The sequence below is a fragment of the Streptomyces sp. NBC_00876 genome (genome assembly GCF_045207435.1).
In the GTDB taxonomy this organism is placed as follows: domain Bacteria; phylum Actinomycetota; class Actinomycetes; order Streptomycetales; family Streptomycetaceae; genus Streptomyces.
The window spans coordinates 258,892-270,466 of the sequence record NZ_CP108800.1 but is presented as its reverse complement, the minus strand read 5'-3'; the positions used below and the strand labels follow the sequence as shown (position 1 = coordinate 270,466).

Genomic DNA, 11,575 nt, shown 5'->3' with positions numbered 1-11,575 from the left:
TCCTCCATCATGTGCGTGGTGGTGTGCTGGTCAGCGGCGTTCGTAGACGGAGACGTGGTAGCCGCTGTCGCGCGTGAAGGGATCGCCGGTCCAGCTGCCCCAGCGCTCCTTGAGCCGCAGTCCGGCCCGGCTCGCCATCAGGTCGAGCTCGGCGGGGGTCGCACAACGGAACTCCACGCGTAGGTGCCTGGTGCGGCCGTGCTCGTGGATGACGTAGTGCGAGCGGTAGCGCTGGGCCGACGGGTCGAGCCGGCGGTAGCACAGCACCAGATGGTCATCGCCCTCGGAGACGGTCTCGGGGCCGGTCACCGCCGCCAGAGCCTCGGGCACGTGTGCGTCCAGCACGAAGAGACCGCCCGCTGTGAGCCGGGCCGCCGAGTTGGCGAAACACCTTGTCTGGGCGGCCTGGTCCGGCAGTTCGGCGAAGGTGCCGCCCGCCAGGTAGACCAGGCTGAAGCTCATGGTGACCGGGACCTCGGCGAAGTCGCCGATCACCACCGGGATCCCGGCTCCGCCGGGCTTGGCGCGCAGCCGCCGGATCATCGCCGCCGAGCCGTCGACACCGTGCACCTCGATGCCGCGCTCCCGTAGCGGCAGGGCTATCCGGCCGGTGCCGATGCCGAGTTCGAGGACTGGCCCCCGGCCTGCGAGAGCCGCCAGGGACGCGACTGTCGCTCCGGTGATACCCGGCTTGGCGAACCAGCGGTCGTAGTCGTCGGCGAACTCGGTGGCATAGCCGGGCTGGTTTTCCGGGACGGCGTTCATAGGGCTCCTAGGGCCTAGCCGAAGGGATGCGGATGGCCGGTGCCGTGGCCGGACGGCAGCGGCAGCGTTCCGGGGGCGAGCACGCGGACCACCCGCACCCCGGCGTCGCGGGCCGGCGCGGCGGTGGTCTCGACCAGGACCACCTCATGGCCACAGTGCCCGGCGAGCACGTCGAGCGGGTCTGTCCGCACGCCGCCCTCCGGCTGGTCGACCGTCTGCCGCGACACGTTCCAGAGCCGCAGGCTGTTCTGGCGGTGGTACGTCCACAGCGCGTGCTGGACGGCGGTTGCGGGCGGGCTCGCGCCGCGCCACTGTTCCCAGGCTGCCCTGGCGGTCGATGTCCGCATGCTCCAGCGGACCATGACCGCCTCGTAGGCAGCCTTCTCGGCCAGGGCCCCAACGGTGTCCGCCGGCCCGCAGCGGGCACCGAACGCCTGCCCCGTGCCGTCGGGCCGGTGCAGGCACACGACGACGCAGGCGACCCCGGCCGGAGCAGGGACGGCGAAAGCCGTCGTCACCAGCCCACCGGCCTGGACGAACCCCGCCAGCGGCGGCGAGGGGACGAACCGGATCAGACTCGGCGGCCGGTCCGCGAGCCCGTACCAACTGCGCCGCACCAGGTCGCGTTCGAGCACTTCCCAGGCCGCGTGGCGGGCCGCCGACCTCAGATCGGGGTGCGCGGCGATCCCGGTGGACCCGGACGACTGCGCGGCGTCGCATCCGGCCGGCGGCCGGTGGTGGAGAAACGCCGTGCCGGCCGGGACGAACGCCTCGGCCCCTCGGACCGTACGGCCGTGCACCCACAGCCGTCTGGTGTCCGCTCCGGGCTGCGGTTCAACGGTGGGTATCCCTGTGCGGCGCAGCTCCTCACGGGTACCCACCACCTGCTCGGGGGCAGCCTCGGCTTCCCGTCCCGCCATCACGTTGCCGAGCCGCTCCAGCAGTTCGCCGCGGGCGCTCAGGGTGATCCGGCCCACGTCATGTCCTGCGGCGCTGCCGACGAGCACCGGTGCCCCGCCGGCCGCGCTCGTTCCCTCGAACGCAGCCGAGCGGGCCGCCACCCTGGCGAACAGGATGCCCGGCTGATCCGGATAGGGCGCGAAAACCTGCGGAGCCCATGACGTCACGCGGACACCCCGAGAACGCCGGCGCACTCATCCAGCAGGCGTCGTCCGTGTGCGGTCAGCTTGCCGGAGTGGGTGCCCAGAGTGTCGACGGCCTGGTGCGCCGAGCCCAGGAGCGTCTCGTGCCGGGCGGTGACCGTCTGGCCCAGACCCGCCAGCCGCCGGTACAGCAGCACACTGCGGGCAAGTACCACCGTCTGCTGGAACAGACCGGTCAGCGGCCTGGGGTCGGCCCGCAGCGGTGTCGCGATCAGCAGCTGCCCGCCGCGGTCCGAAGCGTCCGGCCCCTGGGGCCGGTCGGGGAGCAGGAAGGGGTCCGTCAGGGCCGCTGCGTTGCACCTCGTGTGTGCGCCCTCGTGCACCAGCGCCTCGGCGAACCGTACGGGGCCGGGGAGTCCGGTGGCGCCGGCGGTCAGGCGGACCCGGTTGACCAGGATGGCGCCGTGGATGGTGAAGTCCGTGAACCCGTCGATCGCCTCGCCGTCCAGCAGCGCGATCTCGGCGACTGTCTCCCGTACCTCGGCGGCGGCTTGGGGCCAGACCCGGTTCAGCAGGGCGACTGCCTGCGCAAGTGCCTCGCGCTCGTGTTCCTGCCAGGGGGCGACCTCGGCCGTGACCGGCTGTCCGTCGGCGCCCTGATGGACCGGGACCGACCGCAGCGCGCGGGCCACGCTACGACTCAGGTGGCCCTTCGGGTCGGCCGGCCCGAAGGCGGACGGTGTCACACGTGCGAGTCCTGCTGTCAGCTTCCGGTGCTGCGCCGCGTCCAAGGGGCCGGACCGCAGGGCCCGTTGGGCGATGTGGACGACCTCGACCACTGCTGGACGGTGCAGCCTGTCGAGCCCAGGAGGCGTCAGCTCCGCCCGCTCGAGCACTCGCCGCATGCGATGCAGCAGTTGTGTCCGCTCGTGGACGGCACCCCTGGCGTCCGGCTCGACGCGCATACTTCCCCTTCCGGGTCTTCGGCAGCGACGTGCGGCGGGCCGGAAGGGCCCGCCGCACGGAGTGCATACGCACAGTTGATGACTCAGTCGCGCGAGGGGATGTCGACCATCAGCGCGAGCTCGGGAAGGTCTTCGTCCGCGAGCTGCTCGATCTCGATTTCCTCGTTCATTGAGGACTCCCTTCACTGCACCGGCCCTACCGTGCTCGGTCGGATCCACCGGCAGCGTCATCCTCCGAGGCGGAGATACCGCCGCCAAGGGAGCGTGGCCGGTCACGATGAGTATCCGGACGACAGCATGAAGTCCGGAGTGCGGCTTGCGAACAGAGCCGGAGCCGGTGTTGAGCGCTGCGGGCGCCGATGGCGCGCGAGGAGCCGGCGCAGCGCCCGCGCCCGCTGCCGGCCGCGGTACCTCCTGCCGCTGAACACCCGAGGTCCACGCCACCCGTGGCCGTCCCGCAGCGCCTGTCCGGTAGATCCGGTCCACAGCCGGATCGACGGATGGCGATGCCTGTGGGAGGACCAGGATGTTCGGTGACGGCCGTGCATGACGCTGATCCGCGAGCCGATCTCGGCCATGGCGCCTCGGCCCGGACGAGTTGAACATGGCCGGATGCGGCGGCCTTTCGCCCTGCAGAAGAGACGGATAACTTGGATACGGCACGTCCTTCAGCGTCGTACTCCCGTTCCGTCAAATGTATGACTGAGTCATTCCGCATGTATGTGGTCGGGGAATCACCACCCGGCCGAGAAAGACAGCGGATCGATATCGCATGGATAAGGAGCAACGGCATGACGGATGACTGGCGGCTCTCCGTTGACAGTGGTAGCTGCATCGGTTCAGGAGTGTGCGCGAGTGTTGCTCCCGACCACTTCACGATCGACAGTTCCCGTCGATCGCGACCGACTGCTGCCCAGGTATCCCGTGATGATCGATTGCTGGACGCGGCGCACACCTGCCCCGTGGAGGCTGTGTCGATAGTCGAGGTGAGCACCGGGCTCACGGTCTTTCCCGAGGAGGAAAGGCGTCAGTAGTCCTGGTCGCCTGGGGGGGGGGGGGGGGGGGGGGGCGGTAGGCGGCCGACTTTCTGCCGAGGTCGGAGCGGGTGCGTCTCGAACGACTGCCTGGATTTGGGAAGGGAGGTGGAGTTCAGCGCCGTGGATCCGCGTATCCCGGAAATCACCTTCTGGTACGACGATCGAGTGGGCCGTCGCACGCCCGGCCAACTGTCCACGGGCAAGGAGCGCTACCGCAGTTGCCGGGTCGTGTTCCTGACCCGCGATCTGCGTGACACGACGGTCTCCTACCACTTTCAGCGCAGCTTGCGGCCGGACAACCCCTACTCCGGCCCGCTCGGAGAATTCATCGGTGAGAACGAGGGAAGTCTGCGGACCTGTGTTGCCTTCTGGAACCTCTGGTACGCCGGTCAGGAAGTCCCGCGCTCGTTCCACTCAGTTCCTACGAGCGTCTTGCGGTCGACGCCTCCGGCGAAGTCGCGCGGATCCCGGAATTCTGCGGACTCCCACGAGTCGATCAGGAAGTCCTGCGGAAGGCGGTCGAATACGCCGGCTTCTCAAGCATGCGTGCGATGGAACTCGGCGACGCCTTCGACTCGGAGCGCCTGCGGCCCGGCAGGCCGGGCGACCCCGAGCCCTTCAAGACCCGCCGCGGGGGCATCGGGGGATTCCGGGCCTATCTGACAGAGGCTCAGATAGGTGAGGTCGACAGCCTGATCAGGGCCGCCCTGGTGCCTGAATGGCACGCATTGGCGTTCGCGGCGGGCGATCCGGCCGTCGCGGCAGGGGCGTTTCGCGAACGGACCGGGTCCCCGTCCTCGCCCGCCATGTCCGAGGGTCAATGACGCGCCCGCTGGGGCGAACGGATCGCGGGCCGGTGTGGGCACCGGTACTGCTGCGGGCGGACGAACTGCCCCGAGGCTGTTGGCATGTGACGAGAGTTCAGGTTGATTCAGGACACCTGATTGATCAGATTCACCAGGGTGTGGTGGTCGTGTGTGCCGAAGGGGCCGGCACGGTCGGACGGGTGTCCGGACCCTCCTGTGGAGCGGGCTACGCCCTCTGGCAGGATCGTGCGCTTGAACGCGGAGACCGGCCGCGGGAGTTCCGGGCCCGGCCGGGTGAACAAGCATGTTGAACGGGGAACGAGGAAGATATGCGCACGTGGACTCGCGCCGTGCCTGCGGCGATGGGCGCTGTGGTGCTCGCAGTGGTACTGAGCGGCTGCAACGGCACGGATTCGGCAGGCGGCGGGAACTCCGGCTCCGACAGCTCGAAGGAGAAGACGACCTACCGTCTGGGCGAGGCCAGCCCGCCGCAGGAAAGCACCATGCAGAAGTCGAAGGACAGCAAGTTCACCGTCACGCCCACGAAGGTGGAGACGGGAACGAAGGCGGACATGGACAAGTCCGGCCTGGACAAGAACAAGGACGACGGTCCGCAGGTCCCCGTGTACGTGTGGGCGACCGTCACGCACAAGAGCGGAAAGGCCATGGAAGTCGGGGACATGGACGACGACCTGGTCGTCAAGACGGACAAGGGTGAGCGTACGAAGGCGCTCATCGTCATCATGGGTGAGGCGACCTGGCCCAACTGCCCGGCTCCCGACACGGCGAAGAGGCTGAGCCCGGGACAGTCGGAGAAGATCTGTCAGGCCTTCCTGATTCCCGAGGGCCAGAAGGCTGCCGCTGTCCAGCTGAGCCAGGGCTTCTACAAGGACCCGCTGGAGTGGCCGGCGGGCAGCTGACACACGCAGAGAATCGGCGCCGGCCGGCGGCTGACGCAAGCGGGTGACCGGTGGCGGCTGACGCAAGCAGGTGACCGGTTGCATGTGAGGGCCGGGACCCGGGCGACGGCTGAGCGCCCGCCCGGGAGGGACGGCAGCGCCCATGATTGAGGCCGGCACGGTGTGCGGCTGAGGCGGTGGACGCGGCCTGCGGCTGAAGCGGGACGGGGTGCGTGGCTCCGAAAGGAACGGCCGCGCACCCCGTCCGTTGCATTCCGTGCTGGTCCGGCGGCCGGCACGTATCCACGTCCGGCCCTGGGCGCGTGAGCCTCAGGAAGACGTTGCGGCGCGGTCGGACGCGCTGCGCAGTACACAGAACTCATTGCCCTCGGGGTCCGCGAGGACGGCCCACCCCCCGCCGTCGAGTTCTCGGCGATCGGCGACGAGGACGGCCCCCAGTCCCAGCAGTCGCTCGATCTCTTCCTCGCGCGAGGTCTCCGGGCGCAGACACAGGTGGATGCGGTTCTTGACCACCTTCGGTTCGGGCACCTGATTGAAGTACAGCACCGGACCCTCCGGCAGCGTCACCTGAGTCTCAGGATCGCCCGGCCCGTCCTCCGGGTGCAGCGGACACCCGGTCACCTCGCTCCAGAATCGAGCCAGTTCATAGGCATCCGCACAATCGATCGCCACGTTCTGCACTACCGAGACCATGAGCGGAAGCCTGCCCGACCACTGTCCGGTCCGCCACCCCGGGGTGCCCGGACGCCGCCGGCACACCGATCGCGTATGGCGCACGGCTCCGGCGCTGCCGGGTTGCGGGTGTCCGGATGTGACAGGGGATCGTCATTGCGGTCATACCGGACGGCGGTGAGGATGGAGCCATGTCCCCTTCGCACCGTGTCGTCATCGCGGTCTTCCCCGATGTCGATCTCCTCGACGTCGCAGGTCCGGCCGAGGTCTTCGCCCTGGCCAACCGTGAGACCGCGGGCCGCGCCGGATACCGGGTGCGTCTTGCCGGGCCGGCCGACGGTGAGGTGCGGACGTCGGCGGGCGTGCGGGTGCTCGCCGATCTGTCCTTCGACGAGGTCGGCGGACAGGTGGACACGCTGCTGGTACCCGGTGCGGTCGACATGACCGACGAGGGTCCCGTCGCCCGTGTCGACGAGGACGTCGTGGCATGGGTGAAGGCCACCGCGCCGCACGCGCGGCGGGTGGCGTCCGTGTGTGTGGGTGCCCACCTGCTGGCCGCGGCCGGACTTCTCGACGGCCTCACGGCGACCACCCACTGGTCGACCGCCGCCCAGCTCGCCGCGGACCATCCGGAGGTCACCGTCGACCCGGACCCGATCTTCGTCCGTACCGATCGGGGACGTGTGTGGACGGGGGCGGGCATCAGTGCCTGTCTGGACCTCGCGCTGGCTCTGGTGGCCGAGGACCAGGGCGAGGACGTCGCCCTGGCCGTGGCCCGGCAACTGGTCATGTATCTCAAGCGGCAGGGTGGTCAGAGCCAGTTCTCCGTCCCGCTCAGCCGGCCTGCCACCTCCCGCCGAGACATCGACGACCTGCGGCTGTGGATCGCCGACCATCTCGACGGGGACCTTTCGGCGGAAGTGCTGGCGGCCCGGATGTGCCTGAGCGAGCGGCATTTCGCCCGCGTCTTCAAGCAGGAGACGGGGATGAGCCCGGCCGCCTACGTCGAGGCGGCCCGGGCCGAAGTGGCGCGGCGTCTGCTGGAGACCACCGACGACTCCCTCGACCGGGTAGCGGCTGCGTCCGGGCTCGGTTCGGTGGAAACCCTGCACCGCGTGCTCAAACGGCAGATCGCCACCACGCCCGCCGCCTATCGCCGCCGCTTCCGCACCCGGACCACCTGACCCTTCGTTCCCGACGACATTTCTCCGTACGCAGGCGTGACGGACAGCACCGCCATGCCTCAATCCCTTCAGGAAAGGCACACAATGAGCCAGAACCAGGCTGCCCAGACCCCTACCGCTCGGACTCGTTCCACTCAGTCCCCGTCCGTCCAGCCCTCCACGACCCTGCGCGACGCGATCGGTCTGGACTCCCGGCCGCCGCGGCTGAGCGACTCCGTGCTGATCATGATCGACTTCCAGAACACCTACCGCACCGGCGTCATGGCCCTGGAAGGTGCGGAGGAAGCGCTCGCAGCGGGCGCCCGGCTCCTGGAGCGCGCCCGGGAAGCGGGTATCCCGGTCGTGCACGTCATCAACGACGGCGGGGAGAACACCCCGTACGACATCCGCGCGCACATCGGCGCCATCAGCGACGAGGTTGCCCCTGCGGAGGGTGAGACGGTCGTCGTCAAGCAGTTCCCCAACTCCTTCCACCTCACCGAACTGGAGAAGACCCTGACCGCTCTGGGCGCCGCCGCCGGCAGCGGCAAGGACCTCGTCCTGGCCGGCTTCATGACCCACATGTGCGTCAACTACACGGCTCAGGGCGCCTTCAATCTGGGATACCGCCCCACTGTGGTCGCCGAGGCGACTGCCACCCGCGCTCTCGCCGCCCCGGACGGTACGGTCCTGCCCGCCGCCACCCTCCAGACCGCAGCGCTCACGGCGGTCACCGACCTGTTCGGCATCGTCGTCCCCACCGTGGAAACGCTCCCCGCCTGAGGCCGCTTCGTGCTCCCGCCGCGCGAGGACGGGTCTCCCGGCGGCTCTCCAGGCGGGTCCCCGGCCTTCTCGGCCGCTCGGACCCGGTGCGTTGTCAGTGGCGTCGTGCAGGATGAGCAGGTCGGTTCCTCCACGGAAAAGGGGATGCACGGTGTCGATCGCGAACCAGCAGGTGAAGGGGCACGCGTTTCTGCAAGGGTTGTACGACGACGCATACTTCCCGGATCACGTCGTCGACAGGGGCCGGCGGATCCTGCTGGATCTCTGCGAGCGGATCGAGGCGGAGAAGCCCTCGGACCTGGCGGCGCTCTACGTACTCACCGAGGTGGCGACACAGGCGTTCAACGCTCTGGAGGCCGAGTTCGAGGCGGCGGGCAGCGAGATCGAGACCGTCGCTCGCGAGGAGATAGCCGAGGACTTCTGGACCGTGGCGACGGCCTACGGGTTCGAGGACGCGGATGTGGAGAATCTCATCGCCGCTCGCGAGTGGTGACACCTGACCGAACGAGTGGGGCGCCGGATCGGGTAACCGCCCGGACGGCGCTCCCGCGTCGACACGGCGTCGGGGACCGCAGCTACGCCGGACCGGCGGGGGTGCGGCCCGACGCCGTGTCGATCACTTCGTCCAGGACCTCGCGGGAGCGGAGCAGGTCATTGATCATCCGGTCGATGCGGTCCCGCTCCGTGGTGAGTTCGGCGACCAGTTCGGGGGTTGCGCGCAGCGACGGGCCACCGTCCTCATCCCGCATACAGGGCAGAATGCGCGCAATTCTTGAACTGTGCAGGCCTGCCGCATAGAGCTCCTGGATGCGGATGACCCGGTCGACGGCCCTCTCGGGGAAGTCGCGGTGGCCGCCCGGCGTACGGTCGGCGGCCAGCAGGCCCTGCTGTTCGTAGTAGCGCAGCGAACGTTCGCCGACTCCGGTGCGAGCCGCCAGTTCCCCGATCCGCATGTACCCACCCCAGACCACGACTTGAACCTGACATCAATGTCAGGTTCTACGTTACCGGCATGACGCACACACAGCAGGCTCCCACCACATCCCGACTGTTCGAATCCGCTCGCCTCGGCGGGCTGACACTGTCCAGCCGCCTCGTCATGGCACCACTGACGCGTAACCGGGCCTCCGCCGACGGCGTCCCGGGTGAGCTGATGGCCACCCACTACGCGCAACGCGCCTCGGCCGGCCTGATCATCGCCGAGGGGACGACGCCGAACGCCGTCGGTCAGACCTATCCCCATATCCCAGGCATCCACAGCGCGGCGCAGATCGCCGGATGGCGTCGGGTCACCGGGGCGGTGCACGCCGTCGACGGAGCCGGCCGGATGTTCCTCCAGTTGCAGCACGGCGGCCGGGTCGGCCACCCCGGCACCAGCGGCCATATCCCGCTCGCGCCGTCCGCCGTGCGGTTCCCGGAGACACTGCAGACCCCGATGGGCCTTGAGGACGCCGTCGAGCCCCGCGTGATGACCGACGGGGACATCAGGTCCACCATCGCAGACTTCGCCGACGCCGCCCGCAACGCGGTGGCCGCGGGCTTCGCCGGTGTGGAGGTGCACTCCGCCAACGGCCACCTCCTGCACCAGTTCCTGGCAGAGAACACCAACCGCAGGACCGATGCCTGGGGCGGAACGGCGGAGGGGCGGATCCGATTCACCGTCGAGGTGGTGCGGGCTGTCACCGAGGCGATCGGCGCGGAGCGCGTCGGCGTACGCATCTCACCCGGAACGGGCGTCAATGGCATCGAGGAGGGTGACACGCAGGAGATCTATGCGGCGCTCGTTCCCGCCCTTGCGGAAGTCGGCCCGGTCTATCTGCATCTGGTCCATGCCGATCCGGACCGTCCGCTCTTCGCGGCGATCCGCAAGGCGTGGCCCGGAACGCTGATCGCCAACCCGGTGCTCACGCGTGAGGAGGTCGCGGCCGACGGCGGCATGGCGCGGGGGGAGCGGCTGCTGGCGGAGGGGGCCGACCTGATCGCGCTGGGCCGCGGATTCCTCGCCAACCCCGACCTCGTCGAGCGGCTGCGCACGGGCGTGCCGCTCAACGCGGTCCGGCCGGAGTTCCTGATGTACGTGCAGGGGGCGGAGGGGTACAACGACTACCCCGTCCATGCCTGACAGCATCAGCGGTAGCGGTAGCGGCACTTCGCGACGCGGGTGCGGGAGGGATGGCATGCCTGTGCCGCCGCTGGTGGAGTGCGCGTCGACGGAGTATGAGCCGCGCAATGTGTGGAGCGCGGCGACGGCCACCCGACGTCATGTGATCTGAGTCACAGTCGGCTACGATGGGTTTGAGACGGGAAGTGGTTGCGGGGCGCGGCTCCGGTAGGCATCGGTGCAGGTCGAACGGATGTGCGGTGAAGTCTGACTCGCTGCCGGACGTGACCGATGGGCCGAAAATGACTACCTGAACGTAAGAAGTAGATCACTCACGGTGCATTTTTCTTCGGAAGGCGTTGCACGTTTGACCCTTGCGGTCCGAAAAGCTGCATCTCGAGGACATCGAAGTCCTCCGGCGTCGTGGGGTGTTGACGGTGCTGCCGAAGAAGGGGAGGAAGCCCGTGACGCCTCACGACATGCTCGCTCTGCTGGTGGTCGCCACCGCCGTGCGCGTCTTCGCTCCGGATCTGCGCTCTCTGTCGCGGCGTGCGCTCGGCGCCGGTGTGAGGGCAGGCGCTACCGCGCTCATGGAGGACCACCGCCGCCGCAGCGCCTACCCGGCCCAAGTGGTCGTCGACGCCGACTCCACCGAGGAGGCGCAGCGGTGACCGCAGCCCTTCCCCCGCCCGATGAGCACGGCGAGTTCGTGGCCGACATCTGCACCCTTCCCCCAGCCCTGGAGGCGTTCCACGACCTGTATGTGAAGGCCTATCTGAACTACGCGTATGCGATGCTCGGCGACAAGGAAGCGTCCCGGGCGGTCGTGGGCCGCTGTTTCTCGCACCTGGCCCTCAACTGGCGCAGGGTCATGCGGGAGGAAAGCCCGGAGGCGTACGCGTGGGCGCTGCTGAAAGCCCGGGTGGACACCCACCTGAGGCTTGCGGGCAGCGAACCGCGCCTGGTCGAGACGGCGGCCTTCCAGCGCACCGCAAGGGCCGTGCTCGAGTCCGTGCGCTGCCAGTTCGCGGTCATGGAGACGTCCCTCGGCCTCTACGCGGCGATCGCTGCCCTGCCGGAGCGGCAGTACGACGTGATCGTCCTGCTGTACGTGCTGGGCTACCCCTCCGACCGGGTCGCCGACATCATGGGCGTCGAACGCGACACCGTCCGCTCCCACCGGCGCCTGGCCAGGCGACGCATCGCCAAACAGCTCGCCCTGCCGCTGTACGCGGCCGCCGGCCAGGAGAAGGAATAGCC

The 11,575-nt window shown here is 69.3% G+C and carries 14 protein-coding genes; 9 read left to right on the top strand and 5 right to left on the bottom strand.

From position 1 onward, the window contains the following. Nucleotides 1–30 precede the first annotated feature (30 nt). From OG782_RS01260 to OG782_RS01250, 3 genes are read right to left on the bottom strand one after another with little or no spacing between them, the layout of a single operon-like run. A complete protein-coding gene (locus OG782_RS01260) occupies nucleotides 31–765 on the bottom strand; it encodes a class I SAM-dependent DNA methyltransferase (protein ID WP_406447438.1) in 735 nt (244 codons plus the stop codon). A 14-nt stretch (nucleotides 766–779) separates the two neighbouring features. Next, complete coding sequence (locus OG782_RS01255) at nucleotides 780–1,892, bottom strand: YcaO-like family protein (RefSeq protein ID WP_406447436.1); 1,113 nt, start codon at nucleotides 1,890–1,892, stop codon at nucleotides 780–782. Further along, on the bottom strand, nucleotides 1,889–2,833 hold the full coding sequence (locus OG782_RS01250) for an aKG-HExxH-type peptide beta-hydroxylase (RefSeq protein ID WP_406447434.1): 945 nt from the start codon (nucleotides 2,831–2,833) through the stop codon (nucleotides 1,889–1,891). Before OG782_RS01250 ends, OG782_RS01255 begins: the two co-directional genes overlap by 4 nt. 698 nt (nucleotides 2,834–3,531) lie before the next feature. On the opposite strand from OG782_RS01250, the gene OG782_RS01245 reads away from it, so the two are divergent. From OG782_RS01245 to OG782_RS01235, 3 genes are all read left to right on the top strand, one after another. Continuing rightward, nucleotides 3,532–3,867: a ferredoxin gene (locus OG782_RS01245; RefSeq protein ID WP_406447432.1), complete on the top strand. Its 336-nt coding sequence runs from the start codon at nucleotides 3,532–3,534 to the stop codon at nucleotides 3,865–3,867. A 359-nt stretch (nucleotides 3,868–4,226) separates the two neighbouring features. Further along, nucleotides 4,227–4,694 (top strand): sulfotransferase domain-containing protein, encoded by a 468-nt coding sequence (locus OG782_RS01240; protein WP_406458779.1) that lies wholly within the window; start codon nucleotides 4,227–4,229, stop codon nucleotides 4,692–4,694. 311 nt (nucleotides 4,695–5,005) lie between these two features. Beyond that, nucleotides 5,006–5,596: a hypothetical protein gene (locus OG782_RS01235; protein WP_406447430.1), complete on the top strand. Its 591-nt coding sequence runs from the start codon at nucleotides 5,006–5,008 to the stop codon at nucleotides 5,594–5,596. Nucleotides 5,597–5,905: 309 nt separating this feature from the next. Here the strand turns inward: OG782_RS01235 and OG782_RS01230 are convergent, their stop codons facing one another. After that, nucleotides 5,906–6,289, bottom strand: coding sequence for a VOC family protein (locus OG782_RS01230; protein WP_406447428.1), 384 nt, complete (start codon nucleotides 6,287–6,289; stop codon nucleotides 5,906–5,908). Between the two features lie 170 nt (nucleotides 6,290–6,459). Between OG782_RS01230 and OG782_RS01225 the strand changes: the two genes are divergently transcribed. From OG782_RS01225 to OG782_RS01215, 3 genes are all read left to right on the top strand, one after another. Further along, complete coding sequence (locus OG782_RS01225; RefSeq protein WP_406447427.1) at nucleotides 6,460–7,452, top strand: GlxA family transcriptional regulator; 993 nt, start codon at nucleotides 6,460–6,462, stop codon at nucleotides 7,450–7,452. Nucleotides 7,453–7,536: 84 nt separating this feature from the next. Then, entirely contained in the window at nucleotides 7,537–8,214 is a 678-nt protein-coding gene (locus OG782_RS01220) for an isochorismatase family protein (protein ID WP_406447425.1), read from the top strand. Nucleotides 8,215–8,365: 151 nt separating this feature from the next. After that, nucleotides 8,366–8,707, top strand: coding sequence for a DUF5713 family protein (locus OG782_RS01215; RefSeq protein ID WP_406447423.1), 342 nt, complete (start codon nucleotides 8,366–8,368; stop codon nucleotides 8,705–8,707). An 82-nt stretch (nucleotides 8,708–8,789) separates the two neighbouring features. Here OG782_RS01215 and OG782_RS01210 read toward each other — a convergent pair whose 3' ends face one another. After that, complete coding sequence (locus OG782_RS01210) at nucleotides 8,790–9,167, bottom strand: MerR family transcriptional regulator (RefSeq protein WP_406447421.1); 378 nt, start codon at nucleotides 9,165–9,167, stop codon at nucleotides 8,790–8,792. Nucleotides 9,168–9,226: 59 nt separating this feature from the next. Between OG782_RS01210 and OG782_RS01205 the strand changes: the two genes are divergently transcribed. From OG782_RS01205 to OG782_RS01195, 3 genes are all read left to right on the top strand, one after another. Then, nucleotides 9,227–10,336, top strand: coding sequence for an alkene reductase (locus tag OG782_RS01205; protein ID WP_406447419.1), 1,110 nt, complete (start codon nucleotides 9,227–9,229; stop codon nucleotides 10,334–10,336). A 443-nt stretch (nucleotides 10,337–10,779) separates the two neighbouring features. Beyond that, nucleotides 10,780–10,986, top strand: coding sequence for a hypothetical protein (locus OG782_RS01200; protein WP_406447418.1), 207 nt, complete (start codon nucleotides 10,780–10,782; stop codon nucleotides 10,984–10,986). Beyond that, on the top strand, nucleotides 10,983–11,573 hold the full coding sequence (locus OG782_RS01195; RefSeq protein WP_406447416.1) for a sigma-70 family RNA polymerase sigma factor: 591 nt from the start codon (nucleotides 10,983–10,985) through the stop codon (nucleotides 11,571–11,573). The genes OG782_RS01200 and OG782_RS01195 overlap by 4 nt, the downstream gene beginning before the upstream one ends. The last annotated feature ends 2 nt before the right edge of the window (nucleotides 11,574–11,575 follow it).